Below are 26,957 nucleotides of genomic sequence, written 5' to 3'. Positions count from 1 at the left end.
ACCTCTCGCTGTCCGGTGACGACGGTGAGTGACCTTTCGTCGTCGGATGACGACGACACGTGACCTCGTGCCGACGGGTGACGACGGTCCGTGAGTGACCTCTCGCTGGCGTCTGAGAGCGACACGTGACCTCTTGCTGTCCCGTGTCGGGCATGAACGGGCACACTCCGCTCGGTGACGGGGCGGGGGTATCGGGCATCGCGTCGGACGATCTGGCTGCTGTCCCGTTCTGCCCACTGACCTGTGCATTGTGGATGATGCTGAGTCGGCGGGGCGCGCCCCCGGGACGCTGGTGTCCATGTCGAGACCACCAGCACCGCTGCCCGCGGACCTTCCGCCGGTGTTCACGGCGCGCTGCGCGAGAGCCACAGGAATCGGGGAGGCCCGTCTGCGCGCCCCCGACATCAGGACGCTGGCGCGCGGGCTCTACGCACGGGCGGGGATCGGGGCGAGCGCTGCGCAGATCGTGCGTGCGCTGATGTTCGATGATCCATCGGTCATCGCCTGTGGACCGACGGCCGCGGAGCTGCTCGGGATCCCGATCCCGCGCCCGTTCGAGGCCGCGCAGAGCCTGAGCATCCACGTGCTCAGCTCCCACAAGCATGCACACACGTCCCTCGTCCGGTGGTACAGATCCTCTGACCTGGTGGCGGATGCCGAAGCGCATGCTGGTGAGCGCGCGGGCACGGACGACACGATTCTCGTGGGACGAGTGCGCGCCACGGGGAGGATCAGTACGTGGTGCGATCTCGGCCCGCTTCTCAGCGAGGAGGACCTGGTCGCGATCGCCGATCACCTCGTGCGTCGGCCACGCCCGCGTTTCGAAGGACGCACGCAGCCGTACGCGTCGCTCGACCAGCTCGCAGCGGCGCTGCGGGCGCGTCGAGGCCGGCGGGGCGTCCGAGCGCTGCGTGCCGCGCTCGACCGGGCCCGCGTCGGCAGCGACTCGCCCGCCGAGACCGCGCTCCGACTCGGACTCGAGGTCGCCGGTCTTCCGGAACCACTGCTCAACGAGCGCATGTACGACGGGGGAGTCGACCTCGGGGAGCCGGACCTCGCCTGGCCGCGCTGGAGGGTGTGCCTCGAGCACGAGGGCCCGCGCCATCTCACTCGCGCACAGCAGGAGCGGGACATCGAGCGCACCGAGCGGCGCGTGGGCGCGGGCTGGATCGAAGTGCGCACGGTCGCCTCCGACCTCCGCCGCGGGTGCTCGCGCGCCGTGACCCGAGTCGAGACCGCGCTCCGGCGCCAGGGGTGGGCTGGCTGAAGCGGGCACCCGACCCCCGACCCCGCCCGTCCCGGTACCCTTCTGGGGTGGAATTCGACGCAACGACCCTCGACCTGCCCGGCCTCGCCGAGGACACCGGCGACCGCGCCGACGCCGCGCAGACGGACCCCGAGCACCCGCATCCCGGGCAGTGGCGCCTCGTGCACGTGCAGGTCTCGAACTGGGGGACCTTCCACGGCACCCATGACCTGGAGATCTCTCCGCGCGGCTACTTCCTGACCGGCGGCCCGGGCACCGGCAAGTCCACGCTGCTGGACGCGATCAGCGCCCTGCTCACCCCGCCGCGCACCCTGCACTTCAACGCCGCCGCGTCCGACGCGGGCCCTGCGCGCTCGAAGTACCGCCGCACCGTCGCCAGCTACGTGCGCGGCGCCTGGGCGATGCACTACGACGCCGCCACCGGCGAGTTCAACCAGGAGGTGCTGCGCGAGAAGACCACCCTCACGGTGCTCTCGCTGCGCTTCTCCGACGGTCAGGGCGGCGTCGTGCAGCTCTCCCGCCTGCTGCTCCTGCAGGCCGGGCACACCTCGGACTCCGACGTGAAGAGCCTGTACGTCATCTCCCGGAAGGCGCTGGACGCGACCGACCTGCGCCAGTTCGTCTCCAGCCAGATCGAGGGCCGCGCCCTGGAGGCCGCACATCCCGGCACCGAGACGTTCCGGCAGTTCCGCGAGTACCGGGCGAAGTTCTGCCAGCTGCTGGGAATCCCCGATGAGAAGGCCCTGGGCCTCCTCCACAAGATCCAGAGCGCCAAGGAGCTGGGCGACGTCAACGCCCTGCTGCGCGACTACATGCTCGACGAGCCCCGCACCTTCGAGCTCGCGGACCAGGCGCTCACGAACTTCCACAACCTCTCCGAGGTCTACGACGCCCTGGTCACCGCCCGTGAGCAGCGCGATCTGCTGCGCGGCCTGCGCGACGCGCACACCTCGTGGAAGGAGATGCGCGAGCGCGGAGGGGAGCTCGTCGACCGCCGCAGCGACATCGACGTCTACGCCGCGCAGCACCTGGTGCGCCTCCTGCAGGACGAGCAGGAGCGCCTGCAGCTCGAGCGCGACCGCGTCGGCGCCCAGCAGCGCCGCCTCACCCAGGACCTCGCTGATTCCCGCGCCGACCTCGCGCAGCTCAAGGAGCAGCGCCGGCGCGCCGGCGGCGGCGAGATCGACGACTGGAAGCAGCAGATCGCGGGCCTCGACGTGGAGCGCGAGCGCCGCAAGGAGCGCGCCGCCGAGTTCGCCGCGCAGCTCGCGACTGTCGAGCTGCGCACCCCTGTCAGCGAGGACCTGTTCCTGGCGACCCAGCGCGAGGTCGCCGATCTCCGTCGGACCCTCGAGACCGAGGAGAAGAACGCCGACGAGAACCGCTGGCAATCCGAGGCGAAGGTCCGCGAGTTGCAGCAGGAACTCCAGCAGACCGTCGCCGAGCTGAACTCGCTGACCTCCCGTGCGTCGAACCTGCACTCCGAGGACGTCGCCGTGCGCGACATGATCGCCCGCGAGGTCGGCGTCGCCCCCACCGATCTGCCCTTCGCGGCCGAGCTCCTCCAGGTCAAGGACGGCGAGCAGGAGTGGACCGCCGCCGCCGAGCAGGCGCTGCGCGGTCTCGCCCGCTCGATCCTCGTGCCCGAGCGCGTCTACCGCGAGGTCGCGGGCGTCATCGACCGCACGCGCCTGCGCCGCCGCATCTCCTACAACCGCGTGAACACGGACCTCACCCGGCCCTCGCGGCGCATCGACCCGACCACGCTCGCGGCGAAGCTCGACGTCAAGGACGGCGAGTTCCACACCTGGCTCTCCGGGGAGATCGCCGCCCGCATGGACTACGTGTGCGCGGAGGACCTCGAGGAGTTCACGCGGCTGAGCCGCGCCGTGCTGCGCTCGGGCCAGATCAAGCACTCCGCGTCCCGGCACGAGAAGAACACCGACCGCGCGATCAACGACCGCTCCCAGTGGGTGCTGGGCTTCGACAACCGCGGAAAGCGCGCAGTCTTCGAGGACGAGCGCACCCGCGCCGAGCAGGCCCTGTTCGAGGCCCAGGCCCGACGCAAGGACGTCGAGGCCGAGGCCGAGCGTCGCCGCGAGCGGCTGTTCGCGCTGCAGGCGCTCGCCGCCGTCGAATGGGACGACATCGACGCCGCGTCCGTCGCCCGCCGCATCGCGAACCTGCGGGACATGGTCCGCGCCGCCGAGTCCGGCTCCGAGGCCCTCGCGGACCTCGCCCGCCAGATCGACGACGTCGAGCAGTCCATCACCGACGCCGACGAGGAGCTGCTGGACGTGGCCCGCGGCGCCGGCAAGCTCGGCGAGCAGGCCGAGCGCGCCGCCGAGCGCCTCACGAAGGCGAAGGAGCGCCTGAGCGAGCGGAGCCTGACCCCCGAGGTCGAGGAGGAGCTCTCCGAGCGCTTCCATGCGATCGCGCCCACGATCGTGCTCTCGACGATCGACCAGGTCACCAAGGACGCCTCGGCGACGCTGGACGCCGAGCTCGTGGACCTCACCAAGCGCACCTCCCGCGCCGAGGAGGACATGCGCACCGCGATGCGCGAGTTCTCCCGACGCTGGCCCGCCGAGGCCGGCGACACCGACGTCTCCCTGGACGCGGCCGGCGACCATCTCGCGATCCTGCAGCGCATCGAGGAGGAGAAGCTCCCCGAGGTCGAGGACCGCTTCTTCGAGTTCTTCACCGGCAACACCCTGGGCGACGTCCAGGCCCTCGCCACCGCGATCGCCCGCGAGCCCGCCGAGATCAAGAAGCGCCTCCAGCGCATCAACGCCCTGCTCTCCCAGGTGGAGTTCCACTCCGGGCGCTACCTGCAGCTGTCCATGCGGCCCGTGCACCTCGCGGCCCTCGACGAGTTCAAGAAGGCCCTCGAGGACGCCGTCGCCGGCACCATCGAGAACGACATCACCCGCGACCGGGACCGGGCCGAGGAGCGCTTCGTCTCCCTGCGCCACCTCATGGAGCTGATCTCGAACGCCCGCACCAAGGACGACCAAGTCTCCCGGGCGATCCTGGACGTGCGCCGCCACGTGCACTTCCACGCCGAGGAGGTCGACGCCGAGGGGAAGGTCGTGCACGCGCACGAGTCCGGCGGCCCGCTCTCGGGCGGCCAGAACGAGCGTCTGACGACGTTCTGCCTCGCGGCCGCGCTGCGCTACCAACTGGCCGGCACCGGGATCGACGTCCCGCGCTACGCGCCGATCATCATCGACGAGGCCTTCTCGAAGGGCGCCGGCAAGTTCATCACGGCCGCCATGGAGTCCTTCCGCCACTTCGGCTTCCAGGTCATCCTCGCGAACCCCGGCAAGAACCCCCAGGCCCTCGCCCCGTTCATCGGCGGCGTGGGCGTGGTCGCGATCCGCGAGGACCGCTACTCCCAGGTCAGCCCGATCGAGTTCGTCCCCGTCGACTGAGCCCGGAGGCGCGGCCGGAAGGGCGCCGGGCCGGTCCTGGCGCATGGCCCGTCTGCACGGCCACACGCCCGGCCGGCCGCCACGTCGCGCACGGCCCGAAGACGCATCGGACGGGACTGTCGATGGGGACTTCTCCCCATCGTGATCGGGAGCGTCGCGCCGATACGGTGGTCCGAGCCGCAGGGCACCAGGGCACCAAGGCATCACGACACCAGAACATCAGGCCAGGACGCAGCGTGGAGGTGAGCCGATGACGGGCGGGCCCCTCGCCACCGAGCACGTCCCGAGCGGCCCTGCCGAGGCCCGCAGTCGGGTGCACGAGATCCTCAGCGTCGTGGTCGATGCCCTGCGCACGCACGCCGCACCCCATGCCGGCGCACCGGACCTCGAGCTCATCGAGCACAAGCCCCGTCGCGACCGGGCCTCCGGCACCCGTTACCTGGGCGTGCGCACCATCCAGCACGTGAGCGCCCTCATCGGCTCGACCGCGGCGCCGCCCGCCTCGCCCAGCCCCGCATCGCTGCTCCGGGTCGCCGACCGCGCGCTGCGCGGCGTCGGCCTCGCCATGAGCGAGGACGGCGAGGTCAGCGGCGTGCGCACCCGCGTGTGGGAGGGACCGGAGGGGGACCGTGCGGAGGTCGTCGTCGGCGCGCGCCTGCTCCTGCGCGTGATCAGCGCGCCCTTCCTGCCCGGTGTCGAGCAGGGTGACGTGTCGACCACGCCGTCGGCCGTGCGGCGCGTGCTGCGCCCGGCCCCGAATCCGCATGCCGTGCCCGCCGCCCTGCCGATGCCTGCCGTCGCGCCCGCCGGGATCCCGATCAGCGCGCCCACGCCCGAGTCCTCGGTGCTCACCGAGAACTGAGGCGGGCCAGCGCGCCCAGGGGTATCGGCAGCCAGCCCGGACGGTTCCGCGCCTCGTAGAGCACCTCGTAGACGGCCTTGTCGGCCTCGAAGGCGCGCAGCAGCGCGAGGAACGACGCGTCCTCGTGCGCGATCCCCATGGCGTCGAGGTAGCCGTCGAGGAAGGCGCGCGAGGACTCCGCGACCCACGCCGACGCGTCCACGCCGTGCTCGTGCAGCACGGCGCCGCCTGCGTAGTCGAGGCTGCGCAGCATGCCCGCCACGTCGCGCACCGGACAGTCCGGGAGCGTGCGCTCTGCGAGCGGGCGCAGCGGTTCGCCCTCGAAGTCCAGCAGCACCCAGCCTCGGGAGGGATCGGCGAGCACCTGGCCCAGGTGCAGGTCGCCGTGGATGCGCTGGAGGGGCGGCCAGGCGGCGTCGGCTGCGGCGTCGATGAGCCCGCGCAGCGCGGTGCGATGGGGGAGGACCTCCGGGACCTGGGAGGCGACCTCGTCGAGCCGGGCGCGCATCTGGGCGAGCACGCGCGCGCGGTTCGCAGGGGCCGCCGGTGCGCTCGGCAGCTCGGAGGCGAGCAGGCGATGCACCTCGGCGACCGCGGCGCCGAGATCGCGGGCGCCCGCGCGGAAGTCGACGCCGCCCGAGGCCTGCTGCAGCGCCACCCGCCAGGCGTCCTCGACGTCAGGGAGGAAGCTCTGCGCGAGCAGCGCGTCAGCGCTCTCGTCGGCGCTCGCCTCGGCGCTCTCTTCACCCCCGACCCGCACCCGCACGGATCCGATCATCGGGGCGATCCGCGTGCAGCCGGCGCGGTCGAGAGCGCCCTGCAGGACCACGTCGGGGTTCTCGCCCGCGGCGAGCACGCGGAAGAGCTTGAGGATGACGGGGTCGGCGTCCTCCAGCGTGAAGATCATCGAGGAGTTCGACTGCTCGCCGCTGAGCAGGCGCGTCGCGACGACGCGGGCGCCGGTGCGCCCCGGTACGGGCGCGGGGTCCAGTGCGAGCCCGCGGCCGACGAGCGGGCGATCAGCGGTGAGCAGGTCCATCAGGGCGCGTCTGCCCAGGTCGGTGCGGCACGCGTCCTCGATCCGCAGGCCCCCGGAGCGCGTGCCAGGACCGGAGAACGAGGCGCTGAGCGGGGCCGACGCGGGGTCGCCGTCCGTGCGGCCGTCGAGGACGGCGATCACTGCGTCGGGATCCTCCACATCGTCCCCGGACCGCACGACGAGCGGCACCTGGTAGTCCGTCGCCGCGCCGTCGGCCACGGCCCGCACCACGACATCGAGCACCTGCGCCCGGCCGGTCCGAGCATCCTCCGGCTCCGCCCCATCGGCCCGCACACCCTCGCGCTCCGCCCCGTTGGCCGCTCCCGTCGACGCGATCACCGCGGCGCCCCGCACCGAGAGCCGCGGTGCACCCGCTCCCTTGGCCGGGTACCAGCGCTGCCGCACCATCCACTGCGCGAGCGAGGGGAGCGCGTCGTCGAGGAGCCCCGCGAGCCCGTCGCCGAGCGTCGCGCCGAGCCTGCCGACGGGGCCGGCGACGGACCCGATGTCGGGACCGTCGCCGGACTCGACGTCGAGCCCGTCGCCGGGCGTGGGGCCATCGGGCAGAGGACCGTCGGTCGAGCGAGGCTCATCCATGGGCCCACTGTAGGACCCGGGCTCGCTCCGCCTCCGCCGTTCCGCGAGGGCCGCCGACCGACGCGCTCCACCGGTTCACGCGTGCCTCCGCCCCCGAGTCCGCGCAGCCTCGGCTGATACCGTGACCGGGTGCCAGGCAGGGATGCGAACACTCCGCTCGCGCGCGCGACACCCGCGCCTGCGCTCCGGATGCGCGCCCGCACGGCCCCCGGTCGCTCCCTCCTCGTCCTCATGCTGACGCTCGCCCTCGGCGTGCTGACCTCGCTCACCGCCCCCGCGGCGCTCGCGCTCGGCGAGAAGGGCCCCTTCGACCTGCCGCTCTCGCGCGACACCATCACCATCGCGCCGGGCGTCGTCAACCGCATCCCCCTGACCAGTCTCCTCGACGACGACGCCGAGTCGGAGCTGAACCTGGAGACGGTGCGGCTCGCCGTCCCGTCGGACGCCTCGGACGCGCAGCTGTCCGCGATGACCCTCGCCTCCGACGGCACCTCGCTCGCGGTCGAGGGGGAGGGGACCTGGACGATCCAGGGCGAGGAGCTCGTCTTCACGCCGGCGTCCGAGTCCGAGAGCGATCCGGCTCCGATCGCGATCACCATCGAGGCGACCAACGGGATCCGCTCCCTGCCCTCCGACCTCCCCGTCGACCCGAGCCCCGTCGCCGACGCGGACATCGCCGCGCCCGCCGGCGGCGAGATCCGCGTGTCCCTCAAGGGGGATCTGCGCCCGTCGGGCACCGAGCGCGTGCGACTGCTGCTGGACACCATGCCCGCCGGCAGCACGCTCTCGGGCGACGGCCGCCGCCTGATCGCCGTCGGTGAGGGCGAATGGCAGGTCTCCGAGGACGGCACCGAGCTCACGTTCACGCCGTCCTCGAGCCACCTGGGCCGTTCGCCCGAGCCCATGCGCTATGTCGCCGAATCGGCCGACGGCACCGTGCTGACCACCGGGATCGTCAGCCTCACCACGCCCGTGCTGCCCGACCTCGTGCGCGCCGCGCCCTTCGGTGATCCCATCGAGTTCGACGTGGCCGACGGCCAGGAGGACGTGAAGACCTCGACGCTGCGCCTGGCCCCGCTCACCCGCGCCGACGCCGGCTCGACGGGCGCGAGCGACGGCGGCTCGGACGGCAGCGGATCAGCCGCTGCCGGGGACGGGACCGACGGTGACTCCACCGCCGTGGCCGACGGGGACTCCACGACGGGGGCCGACGGGAGCCCGACGACCGACGACCCGGCCGACGACGGCGTGGAGGTCAACAGCAAGGGCACGCGCGCCGTCGTGGCCGGTCAGGGCACCTGGACGTTGGACCGCACGACGCAGACGGTCCGCTTCGCCCCCGCGGACGACTCGGTGAAGGCGGCCGACCCGATCGGGCTGACCGGTGAGGACTCCGAGGGCAACACCGCGGGCGTCGCGACCCTCGCCCCCGGCTACCCGGCGATGCTCGACCAGACGCAGGTGGGCACGGCCGGCTCCTCCATCACCTTCGCGCCCATGGACGACGCCCGCTTCGTGCGCGCCGACTCCCTCCGCTTCGCGCACGACGACCTGCCCAACGGGGCGAAGGTGTCCTCCAACGGCCGCGAGCTCACGATCCCCGGGCAGGGCAGCTGGAAGATCGATCTCGACGCCCGCGCGGTCACCTTCGATCCGGCCGACGGCGCCGAGAACGGACTGCGCAGCACGGTGCAGCTCGTCGGCAGCGGCTCGTACGCCGACTCCACGAGCTCGAGCGCGACGCTCACGGCGCTGGTCACCGACAGCGGGGCGGTGCTGCGCGACGACGAGCTGCGCACGGCGCCCGGGAAGTCCGTGCAGGTGGACCTGCTCGCGAACGACACCGCCGGCGCCCCCTCCGACCCGCTGTCCCCGGCCACCGTGCGGATCAGCTCCCTGGAGGCCTCCAACCTCGACGACCTCGAGCGCTACTCCGGCACGCATCTGGTGGTCCCCGGCGAGGGGGAGTACCAGGTGGGCAGCGACGGCGTGCTGCGGTTCACGCCCGCCCGCGGCTTCCGCGGACGCACCACGTCGATCAGTTACACGGTGCAGGACGCAGAGGGCGTCCAGTACCGCGCGAACGTCTCCGTGCAGGTGGACCCGCAGCTCGGCAGCGCCTCGGACCCGCGCGGCGACTCGAGCGCCGGGATCAACACGATGCTCTCGGGCCTCATGCCCAGCGCGACCTCGACCTCGGCCGTGTTCCTCACGATCGTCGTCCTCATGGGCTTCGCCGGCGTGATCTCGCTGTTCATCGGGGCCCGCATGGAGTCCGACCGTCGCACCTGGAAGGACTGAGCCGGCCGCTCGCCGGACCCGGTCAGCCGTCCGCCGTCTCGGCCCGCTCCGTCCGCTCGGCCGGTCAGCCCTTCGAGTCCTGCGTCGAGGAGTCCTGGGAGTCCTCGGCCCCGGAGCACCCCGCGGGCATCTTCACGGCCTTCTTCAGGGTCTTGGCGGCGTCGTCCTCGTCGACCACGTCCTTGAAGCCGCCGCCCACGAGCACGTCGACCGTCGAGTCCTCGCGGTCGTCGAGCTTCAGCGTGGGCTTGGAGAACTCCGCGGCCACGGCGGTGGCCTCGAGATACCCCGCGGGCCCGTAGACGATCGTCACGGCGCCCGAGGCGGCCTTCGTGTTGCCGGCCTTCCCCGTGGAGAACCCGCGATCGGCGAGGGACTCGGTGACCGATGCCGCGAGCCCCCTGCGGGAGGTCCCGTTCAGCACGCTCACCTCGACCTTCTTCGGCTTCGCGGGCTTCGCACCGGGGTCCGGGCAGTGCACGCCGTCCTTCCCCGTGGCCACCTCGGTCCCGGCGTCGGACGGCCCTGCGGCCACCACGTCGTCGTCGGCGGTGAGCTGGGTGAAGGCGAAGGTGAGCGCGCAGATCATGCCGATCATCGCGAGCGAGAAGACCACCAGCTGGGTGATCCGGACGCGGCGCTGACGGCGCCGACGCTGGTCGCGCCGGCGCACGTCGTCGTTCGAGCGACCGTAGGGGTGCGCGTCGCGGTGCGAGGAGCTCATGGCCGTGCCATCCGCTCTCGGTCAGTCCAGAGGACGGTAGGAGACGCCGAGGGCGTCGAGACGGGGGAGATGACCGCGCAGCCGCTCCTCGAACTCGCCGAAGGACTGCTCGGGCGAGCCCCAGGCGCGCTCGGCCAGCGCGCACACGCGCGGGAAGGCCATGTAGCCCAGGTGCTCGGGGGTGGCGATGTACTCGGTCCACAGCTGGCCCTGGATGCCCTGGACGAGCGCGGCCTTCTCGTGGTCGAGCTTCTTGGGCAGCAGGCGGTCGGTGTACACGTCCTTGAGGGTGAGGTCCCCGCCGATCGCGAGCGGCTCCTTCTTGGGGGCGGCCTGGTAGTAGTCGAAGTAGAGGTCCTTCGAGGTGGACACGACGGTGCGGAAGCCGCGCTCGAGCGACTCCTCGAGGCCGTCCTCCGTGCGCCAGTTCATGACCACCACGTCGTCCGGCACATGGGACTCGAGGACCTCGTCCCAGGCGACCACGGTCTTGCCCTTCTCGGCGAGCACCTGGGTGGCGAAGTCGGTGAAGCGGCCCTGGATCTCGGAGACACGGGTGAGGCCCCACTCGTTCATGCGCGTGCGGGCGTCGGCCGACTGCTCCCACTCGGTGCGCGGGCACTCGTCCCCGCCGATGTGGAAGAAGGGCGAGGGGAAGATGTCGGCGACCTGCGTGAGCACGTCGCGGACGAAGTCGAAGACCTCGTCGGACACGCCGAGCACGTGGTCGGAGATCCCCCAGACCTCGCGCACCTGCACGGGGCTCGCGGGGAAGTTGCCGAGCTCGGGGTAGGCTGCGATCGCCGCCTGCATGTGGCCGGGCAGATCGATCTCCGGCACGATCATCACGCCGCGGTTCTGCGCGTAGCCCACGAGCTCGCGCAGCTCGTCCTGCGTATAGAATCCCTCGACCGGTGTGTCGTCGAAGGTCCAGGACTCGGGGTCGCCGCCCATGTGGCCCTCGAGCGAGCGCGGGCGCTTCGAGCCGACCTCGGTGAGCCGCGGGTAGCCCTTGATCTCCACGCGCCAGCCCTGGTCGTCGGTCAGGTGCAGGTGCAGCACGTTCAGGCGGTGCAGCGCCATCGCGTCGATGAACAGGTGCAGCGTGTCGATGTCGAAGAAGTGGCGCGAGACGTCCAGGTGCAGGCCGCGCCATGCGTACTTCGGGCTGTCGCTGATCGTCACGCAGGGGATCGAGGTCTCGCCGGTGAGCACGATCTGGTTGAAGGTGTTGCGGCCGTCGGCCAGAGCGGCCTCGCTGCCGGCGGTGAGGTTCGCGCCCGACGGCGTGATCGACAGCGAGTACTCCGCGCGCGGGAGGTCCTCCGAGATGCCGACCGACAGGCCGGCCCAGGGGTCGGTCGTCTCCCATGTCCCCGAGGACCAGATGACGGAGCGGGGGAGCGGGACCAAGCTGATCGGGTCGGACATGCGAGGGATCCTCCTTGACCGGGATGTGCTGCAGGTCAAGTCTGTCACAGACTCCGGCGCCCACCGGACGTGACGGGCCGCCGACCTTCGGACGTGTCGGGCCGACGACCATCGGACGTGTCGGGCCGACGACCATCGGACGTGTCGGGCCGACGCGCTCGGTCGCGCTGGGCCGACGCGACCGGTCGTGCCGGGGTGCCGGCGGGCGGCGGGGCGGCGGTTCCGAGGGTCCGACGCGCGGCGAACCGCCCCGGACGCAGAGAAGCCCGGTCGGTTCCCCGACCGGGCTCCTCACACGCCGTCCTGCTCCTTCCCGTTGGTGCGCTCAGCACCGAGCAGGCATGACGTGGTCCGGGTGGCCTGCGCTGATCAGCGGTAGGTCACGAAGACGTGCGGATCGCTCCAGATGGTGCGCTCCACGACCTTCTGCTGCGAGCCCGAGGCATCGATGATCTGGTTGTTGCCCACATAGATGCCGATGTGCCCGTAGTCGTTGCCGGTGAAGGCCACCAGGTCGCCGGGCTGCGCCTGCGACTGGGGGATGATCCGGCCTGCGAACGTCTGCTGCTTCGCCGTGCGGGGCACGGTGATGCCGTTCGCGTTGTAGGCGTACTTCACCAGGCCCGAGCAGTCGAATCCGGTGGAGGGGCTCGAGCCGCCCCACGTGTACTTGGTCCCCTTCACGCTGCGGGCCTTGGCGATGATGCTCTGCCCGTTGAAGGAGCCGCTCGAGGAACCGGACCCGCCGATGGTCGCGCTGCTCGAGGACAGCTTCGACCAGGTGTTGGGTCCGACCACGCCGTCGGCGGAGATGCCGGCCGCGCGCTGGAAGGCCTTGACGGAGCTCAGGGTCTTCGACCCGAAGACGCCGTCGACCGAGATGCCTGCACCGTGCTTGTTCAGCTGCTTCTGCAGGGTGCTGACCGCCGTGCCGCGGGAGCCGCTGCGCAGCTTCGGCTGGCTCGACGAGGAGGATCCCGTGGATGCGGAGGACCCGAGGGCGTTCCAGGTCTTGGGGCCGACGACCCCGTCGACGCCGATGCCGGCGCTGCGCTGGAACGACTTCACGGCGCTGAGGGTCTTCGACCCGAAGACGCCGTCGACCGCGATGCCCGAACCGTGCGAGCGGAGGCGGCGCTGCAGCTCCGACACGGCCGATCCGCGTGCGCCGTAGCGGAGCTTCACGTTCGAGTAGGCGGCGGGGGCCAGGGACTTCGCGGCAGTCGCGGCGGTCGCGCCCGCGAGGGGCGAGGTCGGCGCGGTGGTGGCCGGGTGAGTGGGGGCTGGGGTGGTTGCTGCATCGGCGGAACCCATGGCCTGCAGGGAGGCCGTGGCCGTCACGGCACCGACGACGGCGAGACCGCCGACAGTGCGACCGACGGGAGCCGTGAGGCCCCGGTAGTCGATCACGGCAGGGCCCGCGGCGCGATGCGTGCGCGGGGCGCTGGAGCGGAACATCGGATGAGGTCGCTTTCTCTGTCGCCGCACAGCCACCGATCGCGTTCCGCCCACGGGAAGCGACACCCGAGAGGCGACACCCGAGGGGTCCGCTGCGCCCGCCACCCAGGGAAGTGAGGAAGTGATCGAGAACGGTGGCGGGAGCGACTTCTCGAACGGTGCCTGGGGAGAGGCACCGTGGTCACTGTATGGGCACACCCAGGCCCTTCACGCAGGGCCTTTGCGACTGCTATCAAGGGCCTTTGCCAAGATTTTAACTAAATCGACGATTTTCGCCGTGTCGCACCGTCGATGTCCAAATTCGATATGTTAATCACACCGTTGTGATTCAGGGGTGTTCGACGGGGTGCGAGTGGCCCTTTTCGGGCTGCGGGAGGGTGCGAGAGGACCTCGAGGAGTGCGCGAGGGCCTTGAGGAGTGCGAGGGGGCGGTCGGGCTGGTGTCGGCGACCGGCGTATAGCGGACATCTCTGCCATATATGGCAGAGATGTCCGCTATACGCCGATGCGTGACATGCCCCGCCGCCCGGCCGGCGCCGCCCGGGAGCGCCCGCGGGCTCCTGACGCCGCGGAGGCTGCAGGTGCTGCCGGTGCAGCCGATAATTCCGAAACCGCCACCGGTGTCTTCCTTGCCGTCGATCTGTCAGTCGCCGAGCACCCCCGGACGTGACGGGGGCCCGGGCGCGACGACGGGCGCCGGACATCACGAAGGGCTCCGGACACGACGACGAGACCCGAACACGACGAAGGGCTCGGACATGGCGAAGGCCCCGGATATGACGAAGGGCCCCGCCGCAGCGGAGCCCTTCATCATCTGGTCGGGGTGACAGGATTTGAACCTGCGACCTCCTCGTCCCGAACGAGGCGCGCTACCAAGCTGCGCCACACCCCGAGGTCGTGTTCGGCGAGCAGACGCGAGCGCCGCTCTCCGACGAGCAACGATACCAAGCCGCCCGCGGTGGTCGCGACCTCTCAGCGCCGCTGAGGGCGCAACGTGAGCAAGGTCGCCTCCGGCGGATTGGCGAAGCGGAAGTTCGAGTAGGGGTTCGCGCCGAGCCCTCCGCTCACGTTGAGCGGCACGCCGCGCCAGGTGGAGAGGCCCCGGGCCTGGGCACGGGGCAGGTCGCAGTTCGTGACCAGGGCGCCGACGCCGGGCATGCGCAGCTGTCCGCCATGGGTGTGGCCGGCGAAGATCAGCTGCGCCCCGTCGTCCACGAAGGCATCGAGGACGCGCTGGTACGGCGCGTGGGCGACGCCGATCCGCAGGTGCGGGACATCGGCGGCGGGGGCCTCGTCGGCCCGGGTGGAGGTCGCGGCGGCTTCTGCGGCAGGCGTCCGTCCGGTCCCGTCGGCCCCCGCTTCCCCCGTCGCGCCCCGCGCCGCATCCGGCGCCGCACCCCGCGCCGCATCCGGCGCTGGGAACTGATCGCGCTCGAGGTGCGGATCGTCCACGCCCACGAGGTCCACCTGCAGCCCCGTGAGGCGGAGGCTCGCGCGGGTGTTGGTGAGGTCCTTCCAGCCGTGGGAGGTGAGCGCGCTGCGCAGGGAGCCGAGGGGCAGGTCGGGCTCGCGGTGGCGCTTCGTGAACCCCTCGGGCCGGGGATCGCGCAGGAAGTAGCGCAGCGGGTTCTTGCGGTGCGGCGCGAACATGTCGTTCGAACCCATCGCGAACGCGCCCGGACGGCGCAGCAGGGGGTCGATCGCGTCGGCCAACACGGGGATGGAGGCCGCGGAGGCGATGTTGTCGCCGGTGTCGATCACCAGGTGCGGCTTGAGCGTCTCGAGATGGCGCAGGAAGGCGATCTTGCGTGCCTGGTCGGGCATCAGGTGGGCGTCGCTGAAGTGTAGGATGCGCACCGGGCGGGTGCCGGGAGGCAGGATCCGCAGCTCGTGCTCGCGCACGGTGAAGCGGTGGATCTCGACGTACCGGGACCAGACGTGGGCCGCTGCGGCGGCGGCCGCGCCGGCTCCGGCGAGGGCCAGTGCGGCGCGCCGGGCGCCCGCGCCGCAGGAACGGGGGCGGCTCATGCTCGCTCGCCCGCTCAGTTGCCGGTGTCCTGGTCGCCGGAGTCCTGGTCCCCGCCGTCGCCGCCCGCGTCCCCGCCGTCGCCGCCTGCGGCTCCGCCGGTGTCGTTGGTGCCGCCGGCCGCTCCACCCGTGTCGACGGTGCCCCCGCTGCCGTTGCCCGGGTCGGTGTCCTTGGGAGCGCCCGCCGGCTGCTTCGGGAACTTCTCGTCCGGCAGACCCTTGTGGGCCTTGATCATGAACTCCTGCCAGGTGGGCAGGGAGACGGTGTTGCCCCAGACCTTGCCCCGCTCGAGGTACTCGCCGTCCACGGAGAACCCACCGGGGCGGACGTTGCGCGTGGGGTTGCCGAACCACACAGCGGTCGACATCTGGCGGGTGAAGCCGACATACCAGGTGTGGAACTGGGAACCGGAGGTGCCGGTCTTGCCGCCGGCGTCATGGCCCGGGATGACCTTGCCCTTGCCCGTCGCCCGCGGGTCCTTGAGGTCCTGCTCGAGGGTCCAGGCGACCTGGTCGGCGGTCTTCTTGTCGATCTTCTGCTCGCACTGCCCGGCGCCGACGTCCTTCATCTTCTTGCCGTCGCGGTCGATGACCTCGGAGATGCCGGTGGGCTTGCAGTAGGTGCCCTCGGCGGCGAAGGTCGCGTAGGCCGCGGCCTGGTCGAGCGCCGAGATGCGCAGCTCGCCCAGGACCACCACGGAGGGTGCGAGCTCGGTGCCGTACATGTCCTCGATCGACATGTCCCAGGTGGACTTGTCGAAGGGGTTGTAGGTCGCGGGGATCGCACCCAGCGACCGGGCCTGCTCGGCGATGTCGCACAGGTCGAGCTGGCGGGCCATGTTCGCGTAGGCAGTGTTCACGGAGAACTTGGTCGCGTTCAGCACCGTCTCCTGGGCAGACAGCGGCACGGAGACCGCGTTGTCCGGGTTGTAGCCCTGGGTCTCGTACCAGCGCCCGCGGTCCAGGCACTGCGCAGGGAAGGTCTTCAAGGTCTGGCGGGCCGTGCCGACCTTGTCGTAGATCGACTTGCCGTGCTCGAGCCAGTCGGTGAGCACGTAGGGCTTGAACGTCGAGCCGACGGGGAAGCCGCTCGAGCCGCCGAGCGCCTGCGGGACGTTGTAGTTCAGCGAGGTCTCGCCCGCGCTCGCGTCCGCGTGGGGATCGAAGGTGCGGTTCTCGGCCATCACGAGGACCTTGCCCGTGCCGGGCTCGACGGTCACGATCGAGTGGCCGAATCCGCTGTCGGAGTCCTGGGGGACCTTGCGGTCCACGATCTCCTGCGCGTCCTTCTGGAGGTCGGAGTCCAGGGTCGTCTTGATCGTGAGGCCGCCGCCGTACAGGAGCTTCTGTCGCTCCTCGTAGGTGTCCGCGAAGGTCGGGTCGTTCAGCAGGGACCGGGTCACGTAGTCGCAGAAGAAGCCGTTGGTGCCGGCGTCGCCGCAGCCCGCCTTCACGTTCTTGACCTTCAGCATGTCGTCGATCGACTGCTGGGAGTACTTGTCGTACTCCTTCTGGGTGATGTGGTCGTAGCGGAGCATCGCCGAGAGCACCTCGTTGCGCCGCTTCTTCGCGGCCTCCGGGTTCGCGACGGGGTCGTTGCCGTTGGGCGAGTTCGTGATGCCCGCGAGCAGCGCCGCCTCACCGGGGTTCAGGTCCTTGGCGTCCTTCGAGAAGTAGTGCTGGGCGCCGGTCTGCACCCCGTACTGCGAGGGCCCGAACTGGGCGACGTTGAGATAGGCGTTGAGGACCTCGTCCTTGCTCCAGCGCTTCTCCAGGGAGATCGCGAGCTTCGCCTCGCGCAGCTTGCGGCCGTAGCTCTGCTCGGTCGCCTCCGCCTGCGCCTCCTTGTCGTTGCGCTGCTCGGCGTCCATGAGCAGCGCGTTCTTCACGTACTGCTGGGTGAGGGTCGAACCGCCCTGGGTGGCGCCGGAGGCGGCGTTGTTCGCGAGCGCGCGGACCGTGCCCGTGAAGTCCATGCCGCCGTGCTCGTAGAAGCGGTGGTCCTCGATGTCGACGACGGCGTGCTGGACGTTCGGCGAGATCTCGTCGAGCGGGACCATGATGCGGTTCTGGCTGTAGAACGTCGCGAGCAGCGACCCGTCGGACGCCTCGATCCGGCTGGCCTCGTTCAGCGGCTGGGTCTCCAGCTCCGCCGGGAGGGAGTCGAACAGGTCCACGCCGTCCTTCGCGACGGCCGAGCTCATCGACACCGCGGGCAGGAAGAAGGCGGCCAGCAGCACGCCGGCGATGCCCGCGACGGCGAGCATCCCCAGCAGCAGCATCAGCGCGCGCAGCGCGGCTCCGGGCACGGTGGCGGGGCCCGTCGGCGACGCGGAGGTCGCCTCGGAGCTGAGGTTCCCGAGCGGAGCGGAGTCACGGTCAGCCATGGGAACACAGTACGGCCCCCGGCGCGCGCGGACCACGAGGCGCGGCCGTGCCGGCGCATATCACCCGGCGCTCACGGACGCGTGGATCCTGCCCCGGCCCCGGATGTGCATCGCGCGGGGGATCGGGACGCCGGCGACGGGGTCCGTGGGTGGTGCTCGCGCCCCTGGTCGCGGCCGGATGGCTCCGGTCGTCCCGGCACGGCGCGTGCGAAGTCCCGTCGCCGATACCGGATCGGCGGCGGGGGTCGGCCGGAGGCGGGATTGGCGCCCCTGAGCCGATCTCGATACTCTGACGCACCAGAACGGATCGACGAGGATTCGAGAGGGGACATTCGTGACGATCAGCAGGATCCGCGGCACGGATGATCGCAGCTGGGCCGCCCGGGGGGCGTGCACACAGCTGGATCCGGACGGCTTCTTCGTGCAGGGGGCCGACCAGCAGAAGATCAAGATCGCGTGCCAGGGGTGCCCGGTGCGCATGGAATGCCTGGCCGACGCGCTCGACAACAGGATCGAGTTCGGCGTCTGGGGCGGCATGACCGAGCGCGAGCGGCGCCGACTGCTGCGCCAGCATCCCGACGTCGAGGACTGGTACGACGTGCTGGGCCGCACCGCACGCCGTGCGGCCGGCGGGTGAATCGATCTCGTCGCCGAAGCGCTGCGCCTCGCCGACGCGTCGCCTGCCGTGCGCCATGACCGTCACAGCGCCGCCCTAGGCGTCCGCGCGCCCGCCCAAGGCACGAGTACGGGCCGGTAGGCTCGGGGCATGACCTCCGTGACGCGCTTCGAGTACATCACCGTGCCCCTGCTGATCCACGCGACCAAGCAGATCCTGGACAACTACGGCTCCGACGGCTGGGAGCTCGTGCAGGTGGTCCCCGGCCCGAACCCCGAGTCGCTCGTCGCCTACATGAAGCGCCCCCTCGCGGACGCCTGATGGAGGACGACGTCCCCGCGGGCGCCCAGGACGATTTCCAGAGGGACCCCGACGCTCCGCCCGTCGCGCTCGAGCTCATCCGCGCGGACAACCCGGGGCCGATGACGCTGCAGGGCACCAACACCTACGTGCTGCGCGACGGCGAGGAGTCCTGGGTCGTGGACCCGGGTCCGCTGGACGCCCAGCACCTGGCCGCGATCATCCGCGCCTGCGGCTCGCGCCCCGTGGGCGTGCTCGTCACCCATCGCCACGCCGACCACACCGACGGCGCCGGCACCCTGCGCCGTCAGCTGCAGAACCGCACGGGCTGCGAGGTCGCGCTGTGGGCGGCTGACACCCGTGCCGTCGCCGGATCGCGCAAGCCCCCGGCCTCCCTGATCAGCGAGGCCGGCGTCGTCGGCCATGTCATCCACCTGCCCGGGCACACGGTCGACTCCCTCGGCCTGCTGGTCGACGGCGGACGCATGCTCACCGGCGACACGCTGCTGGGCGACGGCTCCTCGACCGTGATCAGCCCGCCCGACGGCAGCCTCACCGAGCACATGCAGTCCCTCGCGATCCTTCGCGCCCTGGCGATCGACGGGCGCATCTCCTCGCTGCACCCCGGGCACGGCTCGCCCGCGACCGACCCCCTCGAGGCGATCGACGCGATCGAGGCGATGATCTCCCACCGCGAGGAGCGCATCGCCCAGGTGAAGGAGGCCCGCGCGGCGGGCGCCCTGAGCATGGACCGGCTGCTGCGCGCGGTCTACGGCGAGGGTCTCGACCCGGCCCTGCGCGGTGCCGCCGAGGACTCGCTGCGCGCGATCCTCGACCACATCGCCCGGACGCGCTGAGTCCGGCAGCTCCACGAGAAGCGGGGGGGGGGGGGGGGGGGGGGGGGGGGGGGGGCCCGCCCCCCCCGGGGGGGGCCGGGCGGGGCGCGGGGGGGGGGGGGGGGGGGGCGCGGGGGGCCCCCCCCCCCCCCCCGCGGGGGGGGGGGGGGGGCCCCCCCCCCCCGGGGGGGCCGCCCCCTCTCGTGCTGTGCGCGTCAGACGGGCTCGAGCTCGGTGGCGCGGAGGTGGGCCGCGATCTCGGCGCCGATGGTGTCGGCCATCGCGAGGATCCGTCGGCAGCTCTCGAGGTGCCACACGCGCAGGGCGCTGTTGAGGTTCCCCGCGAGCAGCGGGCCCGCCACGAACACGCCGGGGGCGGCCTGGAAGTGCTCGTCGACCTCGAACCCGGTGCGCGAGGTCGAGGAGCGCAGCCCCGACTCGTCCTGGAGGGAGCGCAGGAACCCGTCGCGGGTCTCGGCGACGTTCTCGAAGCCGGCGCAGTTGATGATCACGCCGAAGGTCCGCTCGAGCGTGGAGATGCCCTCCTCGGTCGAGGTCGTGACCCTCCAGCCGGCGGCGCTGTTCTCCGCGTGCTCGAAGTGGCCGCGCTCCGCGTGGACGCGCCCGGACTCCAGGAGCTCCGAGGCGGTGCGCTGGTAGTCGCCGCCGGTGGGCCGGGCGAAGCGCCCCACCTTCGTGCCGTACACGTCGACGTAGAGCTTCTGCTCGGGCGCGGGCAGGCGCTCGAACAGCTGCGAGCACAGCTCCTTGAGCTCATCCACGGTGTCCTGCTCGCAGAAGCCGCTGGCCATGGCGTCGTCCACGTCCCGCACCACCGCGTCGAACACCGCGCGGGCGGTGAGGTCCGCGTCGGGCGTGCGCGCGGCGTAGTCGGCGAGGTGCCGGGAGCGGTACTCGCTGCGACGGTCCGGGTGGACGGTCCAGGCGTCGGGGATGCCGTGCGTCGCCAGCACGGTCACGTGGTGGTCCCAGGCGCGCTCGAGGCCGGCGCGGACGGCCGCGTGCAGCAGCTCGAGCGCATCCGCGTTCGCGCCCACGACGAGGATGTCGCGGCTCGCGCCCTCGGGCATCGCCCGGATCGCCGCGCGCGCCTCCTGCAGGAGATGATCCATGCCGTGGACGTGTGTGTCGTCGAGGAAGCGACCGCTGCCGGCATCCGCTGGATCGTGCCCGAGCACGCGCGTGGGCGGGCTGCCGACGGCCAGGACGACGGAGCGCCCGCGCACGCGCGTGATGCCGCCGGGGGCGCCGTCGGTCCCGTCGCTCGCGCTGCTGACGGGACCGTCGGGGGACCCGTCCTCGACGCGTCCGCCCGGTGCGGCGACGAGGATCTCGACATCGCCGTCGGAGTCTCCGTCGGCCCGCGCGGCGGTGCCGGTCCGGCGCAGCGCACCGGCCTCTCCGGTGATCCGGATGACCTCGACGTCGGACGTGCTCGCGAGGATGTCCTCGACGCGGCCGCGCAGGAAGTGGCCGAACAGCCGGCGGGGGATGAACAGCGAGTCCCACTGGCCGCCGCGGATCTCCTCCGCGTGCTCCTCCGCCCAGTGCGGGGAGATGCCCAGCGACGCGTCGGCCGCCAGGATCCGCTCCTTCCGGGCTTCCAGCCAGGCGATGAAGTCCTGGCGGATCCCGTCGGGCAGGAACTCGTCGAGCGAGGTGACGATGAGTGACGCGCTGCCCGCGCGCGAGCCGTAGGGCAGACCCGTGAACATGTCGTCGCTGCGATCGATGACCGCCACGCGGAGCCTGTCCGTCCCTGTGGTCCCCGTGCGCTGCTCCTCGAGGAGCCTCAGCAGTGTCGATGTCCCCGACACCCCTGCGCCGACGATGATGACGTCGGCCGATACGTCGTCCCTGATGTCTTCCGAGATCTTCTGAGTGCTCATCCGCGTTCTCTGTGATGTTCCGTGTGCAGCAGGATCGGACGCACAGCGGCCGGGGGGATCCGCCGCGTCCGAGGCGCCCGTCCACCGCGAGCGCGCCAGGGCGATCCTACCCTCCAGTACGGGCAAATCGCCCAGATCGGGCGACGGGAATCTCGTGCGCGCGGAGCACCCCCGCGCGGCGCCGCGCGTCTAGGGTCGGGGCATGACCCCTGCGCCCGTCCCGTCCGCCTCGCCGTCGGCCCCCGTGCCCGATCCGCTGATCCTGCTGCCCCTGCGCCAGCGCATCCTCGAGAAGCGGCTCGGGGTCCGCGCGGTCCACCTGCACCGCGAGGGGCGCGAGGACCTCGAGGTGCGCTTCGTCGAGGACACCTCGGAGAACGTCTGGTCGGTGTCCAAGACGGTGACGGCGCTGGCCGTCGGCATCGCGCAGAAGGAGGGTCTGCTCGACCTCGAGGACCGTCTCATCGACCACCTGCCCGCGCCCGCCGGCGGGTACGGGCGCGGCATGGAGCTGGTGCGCCTGCGCCACCTGATCACGATGACCTCCGGCAACCCTGTCACCGTGTTCCTGGACTCCGAGCGCGAGGACCCGCACCTCACCGACCTGCTGCTGCGCACGCCGCTGGTGCGCGAGCCGGGGGAGAGGTTCGAGTACTCCAACGGGTCGATCTTCCTGCTCGGGCGCACCATCGCCGAGCGCTCCCGCGTGAGCCTGCGCGACTACCTGATGCCCCGGCTGTTCGAGCCGCTGGGGATCGTGAACCCCCAGTGGCACTCCGACCGCGAGGGCCGCACCTGGGGCGCGACCGGCCTCCACCTGCGCACGCGCGAGGTGGCCCGTATCGGCCGAGTCCTGCTGGAGCGCGGCGCCTGGGAGGGCGAGCAGCTCGTGCCCGCGGACTGGATCGACGCGATGCACGCCGAGTCGTCCTGGGTGCCCACCGGTGAGCTCGAGCCGGAGAACACCCGCTACGGCTACGGCGTCTGGAAGTGCTCGGTGCCCGGGGCCTGGCGGGCCGACGGCGCCTACGGCCAGTTCTCGATCGTGCTGCCGGACCAGCGCGCCGTCGTCACCCTCACCTCCCATCACGAGGGCGGGCCGACGCAGGAGATCCTGCGCGCGGTCTGGCAGGAGCTGCTGCCGCTGCTCTGAGCCGGCGAATCGGATCCGGCGATGCTCTGAGCTGCCGCTGTTCAGAGCCCCGGATCCGACGTCCGACCTGTCTTCTCGCCCACGTCCGGGCGGTGGGCGCAACGGCCGTTCACTAGGCTGGATCACGTCATGCGACCCGCAGGACGGGTCGCGGATCCGCCGAGTCGTCAGGAGCACGCCATGGCAGTCACCCTCGCCCAGCACCTCGTCACCCAGCTGCGGGACTTCGGTGTCGAGCGCATCTACGGGGTCGTCGGGGACTCCCTGAACCCGATCGTCGACGCCGTCCGCACCACCAAGGGCATCGACTGGGTGCACGTGCGCAACGAGGAGGCGGCCGCCTTCGCCGCCGGCGCCGAGGCCCGCGTGAGCGGGAAGCTCGCCGTGTGCGCCGGATCCTGCGGCCCGGGCAACACCCACCTCATCCAGGGCCTCTACGACGCCCACCGCGACGGCGCCCCGGTGCTCGCGATCGCCTCGCACATCCCCAGCGGCAAGATCGGCACGGGCTTCTTCCAGGAGACCCACCCCGAGCGCCTCTTCCAGGAGTGCTCGCACTTCTGCGAGATGGTGAACTCCGGCCAGCACGGCGCGGACATGCTGCACATCGCCGCGCAGACGGCGCTCGCCAAGCAGGGCGTCTCCGTGCTCGTGATCCCCGGCGACGTCGCCGACGAGGAGGTCGAGTCCGGTGCCACCAAGGACCTCGCCACCCGCTTCGGCCGCGTCCAGCCCGATCCGCAGACGGTCGAGGAGCTCGCCTCCCTCGTGAACCGCGCGAACTCCGTGACCCTGTTCGCCGGGGCCGGCGTGCGGGGCGCCCGCGAGCAGGTGCTCGCGCTCGCCGAGGCCGTGAAGGCCCCCGTCGGCCACGCCTTCGGCGGCAAGGAGTGGATCCAGTACGACAACCCCTACGACGTCGGCATGAGCGGCCTGCTCGGCTACGGCGCCTGCTACGAGGCGATGCACGAGGCGGACCTCGTGATCCTGCTGGGCACGGACTTCCCCTACAGCGAGTTCCTCCCGCAGAAGGACGTGACCGTCGTCCAGGTCGATGCCGACGGGTCCCGCCTGGGCCGACGCATCCCGCTGGACCTCGCCGTGAACGGCGACGTCGCCCTGACCATCGACGCGCTGCTGCCGCTGGTCCAGCCCAAGCGCTCGCGGAAGTTCCTCGACGCGCTGCTGCGCAAGCACGAGAAGGCGCTCAAGGGCGTCGTCTCGGCGTACACCCGCAACGTCGAGAAGATGAAGCCGATCCACCCCGAGTTCGTCGCGGCGACCCTCGACGAGCTCGCCGACGACGACGCGATCTTCACCGTCGACACCGGCATGTGCAACGTGTGGGGCGCCCGCTACATCACGCCCAACGGCAAGCGCCGCGTGTTCGGCTCGTGGCACCACGGCACGATGGCCAACGCGCTCCCGCAGGCCATCGGCGCCTCCGCCGGGAATCCCGGCCGCCAGGTCATCTCGATGTCCGGCGACGGCGGGCTGGGGATGCTCATGGGCGAGCTGCTCACCGTGAAGCTCCACCAGCTCGACACGAAGATCGTCGTCTTCAACAACTCGAGCCTGGGCATGGTCAAGCTCGAGATGCTCGTCGAGGGCCTGCCCGACTACGAGACGGACCACGAGCACGTCGACTTCGCGGCGATCGCCGCCGGCGCCGGCATCCACTCGGTGAAGATCACCGACCCCAAGAAGCTCAAGAAGGAGCTGGGGGCGGCCCTCAAGCACAAGGGTCCCGTGCTCATCGACGTGGTCACCGACCCCGCGGCGCTCTCGATGCCGCCCAAGGTCACCTCGCAGCAGATCCGCGGCTTCGCCATGGCCTCCACGAAGGTCGTGCTCGGCGGCGGCGTCGGCAAGATGCTCGACATGGCCGCCACGAACGTGCGCAACATCCCGCGCTGAGGCAAGGGGCGCTGAGGCAAGGGGCGCTGAGGCCCGCCAAGGTCCGCCGAGGCGCCCCGGCACCCTCCGGGGCGCTCCGCGGTGTCCACCCGCCGCCCATCACCGGCCGGCGAGGATCGTGACCAGGTTCTATGACAGATGACCGCCATTTCTGTCATAGAACCTGGTCACGGTCGCTCCGGGGGCGTCCGTGCGGTCGCTCCCGACGACGTCCGTGCGGTCGCGGCCCGCTGCGTCCGAGCGGGCCGTGTGCGGTGGGTCGGGATCCGGCCAGGGTGACCCGGCACGCGCCGCCGTGCACGCTGTCGACCCGACATGCCGTGCCTGGCGGGTAAAAGTTCGGCAAAACGAGCGGCCGGATGTGGTCACGAGGTCTTCTCGTGGTGCCGGGCCCGGTGCACGGTAAGGGGTATCCCACGACGGGAGTGCAGGTCACGCGATCGCGCGCTGGTGTTCCCCTCGTCTTCCCCGCCCTTCCCCCGCTTCCCGCACCCCAGGAGCACACCATGTCCGAGGCCCGCCGCACCCCCACCCATCGCGCCGAGGGCGCACCCGTCTACTTCCGGGGAGCGCGCGTCGCCCCGAAGCTCGCCGCCGCGACCGGCGGCGCGGTGATGGTCGCCGGACTCGGCATGGCCGGCGCGAGCGTCGCCGAGGCCAGCACCCCTGCGGTCTGGGACGACGTCGCCCAGTGCGAGTCGAGCGGCAACTGGTCGATCAACAACGGCAACGGCTTCTACGGCGGCCTGCAGTTCACCCGGTCGACCTGGATCGCCTACGGCGGCGGCAGCTACGCCGCGACCGCGGACAAGGCCACCAAGGCCGAGCAGATCGCGGTCGCCCAGCGCACCCTGCAGGACCAGGGTCCCGGCGCCTGGCCCGTGTGCAGCGCCCGCGCGGGCCTGACCAAGGCCAACGGCGGCGCCTCCTCGAGCGCGACCCCGTCGAGCAGCTCGAGCTCCTCGTCCTCGAAGGCCTCGAGCTCGTCCTCGGGCTCCTCGACGTCGGGCTCGTCCAGCTCCTCCTCGAGCGGCAAGCTCGTGGTCGACGGCAAGTTCGGGCCGAAGACCACCGCGAGCCTGCAGTCGTGGGTGGGCGTGAGGGCCGACGGCTCCCTGTCCACGAGCGACATCAAGGCCCTCCAGAAGAAGGTCGGCGCGGTCCAGGACGGCAAGATCGGCTCCGAGACCACGCGCAAGCTGCGCGCGAAGATCGGCTACTCGAACAACGGCGTGTGGGACTTCCGCACCTCCTACTCCACCGTGCGGGCCCTGCAGATCCACCTCAACAGCAACTGACCCCTCCCGGGCGGGGCGCTCCGCAGCCTCGCCCGATCCCGCCGGCCAGATGCCTGCCGCCCGGTCGTCGCGTCGCGACGACCGGGCGGTGGTGCGTGTGCGACAGTGTGAGCACCAGGCCGGGGAGCCGCCGGTCTGTCGAACTACGTGCGCCGCGGAGGAATGATGGCCGGTCTCGTCCACCCCGAGAGCATCGACCTGTGGCGGGACTGGGCTCGCTCCCGCGGGGGTCTCGCTCGGCACCGCGGCTCGGTCGCGGACGCGGTCCGCACACTGCGCGGCACGCGCAGTCGCGACGAGCACTGGGAGGAGCCCCGGTGGGTGCTCCACTCGCGTGACGGCGAGACCTCGGCGCGCGTGGTCATCGGCCTTGAGGACGCCTCTCCGCGCAGCCGCGCCGCCCTGCTCGCCTTCCTCCCGTATCTGCGCGTGGGGGTCGACGTGATCGCCCCGCGCGGCCTGATCGCCCCCGAGCTCGACGGGCCCGCCTGGCGCCGCCGCGCCTTCGAGTCCGCGCGCGACGCCGTCCCCTCCGACGCCGCCGCGGTCGTCACCGCCGGTCAGGGCGGGCCGACGGGCGCAGCCCTGCACTCGGTCGCCGAGCGCCGCGGCCTGCAGTCCTTCGTGGTCCAGACCGATGTGCTCACCCCGTACGCCGCGCCGCTGCCGACGGAGGCGACCGTCCTCTCCTGGTCCGCCGACGACGCCGACTTCTGGCGCTCCGGGCGCGAGGACCTCACCCTGCTGGCGGTCGGCTCCCAGCGTCTCTGGCAGCTCGGGCACCACAGTGGCGAGGACGATCCCGCCGCGGACGGGGCGCCGGGCAGTGCGGATACCGCCTCGAGGGCCAGTGCGGATCCCGCCTCGAGGGCCGGCGAAGGCGCCGACCCGTCGACCGACGCGCCCACCGACCCGTCGGCCGACGTGACCGAGGACCGCGCCGACCCGACGTCCGTGCCCTCGCCCGTCGTGCTGGGGCAGCTCTCGCGCATCGAGCTGCCGAGCCGACTCGCCGCCCGTGCGGCCTCCTCGTTCTGCCGCGACGGCGCCGCCCGCTATCTGCCCGAGGCGGAGGAGACCGGGCGGCTCGCGCGCACCCAGCACCGTCTCTGGGAGCGGCGGGGCATCGAGGTGCTGCCCGCGGGCACGGACCCGCTGACCCTGCGCGCGCCGGTGGTCTCGATCCTCGCGGCGGAGGTCCTCGAGGTCGCCGCCCGTGGGGGAGAGGCGTGGGTGCACGCGCCGGGCGCGCCCGGCTGGGTGCACGAGTTCTGGCACCGCTACGGGATGCGCCGCCACGGCACGCCCACCCCGGCGCCCGCGATGCCCGAGGAGGAGCCCGCCGCGCGCATCGCCCGGGAGGTCGAGAACCGGGTCGAGGGTGTCGCATGACGACCATC

At 71.9% G+C, this 26,957-nt stretch carries 18 protein-coding genes and 1 tRNA gene; 11 read left to right on the top strand and 8 right to left on the bottom strand.

What is annotated here, in order from left to right; translation table 11 throughout:
• The first annotated feature begins 298 nt into the window (after positions 1-298).
• The 3 genes from I8D64_RS13945 to I8D64_RS13935 all read left to right on the top strand — a co-directional run bounded on the left by I8D64_RS13945 (position 299) and on the right by I8D64_RS13935 (position 5,563).
• Positions 299-1,267 carry a hypothetical protein gene (locus tag I8D64_RS13945; protein ID WP_200503393.1) on the top strand — a complete coding sequence of 323 codons (969 nt, stop codon included), beginning with the start codon at positions 299-301 and terminating at the stop codon, positions 1,265-1,267.
• A gap of 47 nt (positions 1,268-1,314) precedes the next feature.
• Positions 1,315-4,701 carry an ATP-binding protein gene (locus I8D64_RS13940; RefSeq protein ID WP_200503392.1) on the top strand — a complete coding sequence of 1,129 codons (3,387 nt, stop codon included), beginning with the start codon at positions 1,315-1,317 and terminating at the stop codon, positions 4,699-4,701.
• 250 nt (positions 4,702-4,951) lie between these two features.
• Complete coding sequence (locus I8D64_RS13935; RefSeq protein WP_200503391.1) at positions 4,952-5,563, top strand: hypothetical protein; 612 nt, start codon at positions 4,952-4,954, stop codon at positions 5,561-5,563.
• Here the strand turns inward: I8D64_RS13935 and I8D64_RS13930 are convergent.
• A complete protein-coding gene (locus I8D64_RS13930; RefSeq protein ID WP_200503390.1) occupies positions 5,550-7,199 on the bottom strand; it encodes a phosphotransferase in 1,650 nt (549 codons plus the stop codon). The two genes, I8D64_RS13935 and I8D64_RS13930, sit on opposite strands and share 14 nt — an antisense overlap.
• Before the next feature lie 129 nt (positions 7,200-7,328).
• On the opposite strand from I8D64_RS13930, the gene I8D64_RS17855 reads away from it, so the two are divergent.
• Complete coding sequence (locus I8D64_RS17855; protein WP_200503389.1) at positions 7,329-9,500, top strand: Ig-like domain-containing protein; 2,172 nt, start codon at positions 7,329-7,331, stop codon at positions 9,498-9,500.
• Between the two features lie 64 nt (positions 9,501-9,564).
• Here the strand turns inward: I8D64_RS17855 and I8D64_RS13920 are convergent, their stop codons facing one another.
• The 6 genes from I8D64_RS13920 to I8D64_RS13895 all read right to left on the bottom strand — a co-directional run bounded on the left by I8D64_RS13920 (position 9,565) and on the right by I8D64_RS13895 (position 17,527).
• The gene (locus I8D64_RS13920) at positions 9,565-10,224 is read right to left on the bottom strand and encodes a LytR C-terminal domain-containing protein (protein ID WP_200503388.1); all 660 of its coding nucleotides are present in this window, start codon (positions 10,222-10,224) and stop codon (positions 9,565-9,567) included.
• Positions 10,225-10,245: 21 nt separating this feature from the next.
• Positions 10,246-11,655: a beta-N-acetylhexosaminidase gene (locus I8D64_RS13915; RefSeq protein WP_200503387.1), complete on the bottom strand. Its 1,410-nt coding sequence runs from the start codon at positions 11,653-11,655 to the stop codon at positions 10,246-10,248.
• A gap of 369 nt (positions 11,656-12,024) precedes the next feature.
• Positions 12,025-13,113, bottom strand: a complete 1,089-nt coding sequence (locus I8D64_RS13910) for a C40 family peptidase (protein ID WP_200503386.1) — start codon at positions 13,111-13,113, stop codon at positions 12,025-12,027.
• Between the two features lie 814 nt (positions 13,114-13,927).
• Positions 13,928-14,004, bottom strand: a tRNA-Pro gene (locus I8D64_RS13905).
• An 80-nt stretch (positions 14,005-14,084) separates the two neighbouring features.
• The gene (locus tag I8D64_RS13900; RefSeq protein WP_246483052.1) at positions 14,085-15,140 is read right to left on the bottom strand and encodes a metallophosphoesterase; all 1,056 of its coding nucleotides are present in this window, start codon (positions 15,138-15,140) and stop codon (positions 14,085-14,087) included.
• A 14-nt stretch (positions 15,141-15,154) separates the two neighbouring features.
• Entirely contained in the window at positions 15,155-17,527 is a 2,373-nt protein-coding gene (locus tag I8D64_RS13895; RefSeq protein ID WP_200503385.1) for a transglycosylase domain-containing protein, read from the bottom strand.
• A 334-nt stretch (positions 17,528-17,861) separates the two neighbouring features.
• Between I8D64_RS13895 and I8D64_RS13890 the strand changes: the two genes are divergently transcribed.
• From I8D64_RS13890 to I8D64_RS13880, 3 genes are all read left to right on the top strand, one after another.
• Complete coding sequence (locus I8D64_RS13890) at positions 17,862-18,164, top strand: WhiB family transcriptional regulator (RefSeq protein WP_283257913.1); 303 nt, start codon at positions 17,862-17,864, stop codon at positions 18,162-18,164.
• A 129-nt stretch (positions 18,165-18,293) separates the two neighbouring features.
• On the top strand, positions 18,294-18,464 hold the full coding sequence (gene sp36, locus I8D64_RS13885) for a Sp36 family protein (RefSeq protein ID WP_214651268.1): 171 nt from the start codon (positions 18,294-18,296) through the stop codon (positions 18,462-18,464).
• Complete coding sequence (locus I8D64_RS13880) at positions 18,464-19,300, top strand: MBL fold metallo-hydrolase (protein WP_200503384.1); 837 nt, start codon at positions 18,464-18,466, stop codon at positions 19,298-19,300. Before sp36 ends, I8D64_RS13880 begins: the two co-directional genes overlap by 1 nt.
• A 194-nt stretch (positions 19,301-19,494) precedes the next feature.
• Here the strand turns inward: I8D64_RS13880 and I8D64_RS13875 are convergent, their stop codons facing one another.
• Positions 19,495-21,189: an FAD/NAD(P)-binding protein gene (locus I8D64_RS13875; RefSeq protein ID WP_200503383.1), complete on the bottom strand. Its 1,695-nt coding sequence runs from the start codon at positions 21,187-21,189 to the stop codon at positions 19,495-19,497.
• A 202-nt stretch (positions 21,190-21,391) separates the two neighbouring features.
• Between I8D64_RS13875 and I8D64_RS13870 the strand changes: the two genes are divergently transcribed.
• The 4 genes from I8D64_RS13870 to I8D64_RS13855 all read left to right on the top strand — a co-directional run bounded on the left by I8D64_RS13870 (position 21,392) and on the right by I8D64_RS13855 (position 26,949).
• Entirely contained in the window at positions 21,392-22,342 is a 951-nt protein-coding gene (locus I8D64_RS13870) for a serine hydrolase domain-containing protein (RefSeq protein ID WP_200503382.1), read from the top strand.
• Positions 22,343-22,522: 180 nt separating this feature from the next.
• Positions 22,523-24,259, top strand: a complete 1,737-nt coding sequence (locus I8D64_RS13865; protein WP_200503381.1) for a pyruvate dehydrogenase — start codon at positions 22,523-22,525, stop codon at positions 24,257-24,259.
• 506 nt (positions 24,260-24,765) lie between these two features.
• Entirely contained in the window at positions 24,766-25,557 is a 792-nt protein-coding gene (locus I8D64_RS17660; protein ID WP_200503380.1) for a transglycosylase family protein, read from the top strand.
• 321 nt (positions 25,558-25,878) lie between these two features.
• Positions 25,879-26,949, top strand: a complete 1,071-nt coding sequence (locus I8D64_RS13855; protein ID WP_200503379.1) for a hypothetical protein — start codon at positions 25,879-25,881, stop codon at positions 26,947-26,949.
• The last annotated feature ends 8 nt before the right edge of the window (positions 26,950-26,957 follow it).

This window comes from Brachybacterium halotolerans, assembly GCF_016623465.1.
Lineage (GTDB): Bacteria > Actinomycetota > Actinomycetes > Actinomycetales > Dermabacteraceae > Brachybacterium > Brachybacterium halotolerans.
The sequence above is the reverse complement of the archived record's forward strand: the minus strand, read 5'-3'. Positions and strand labels throughout refer to the sequence as shown.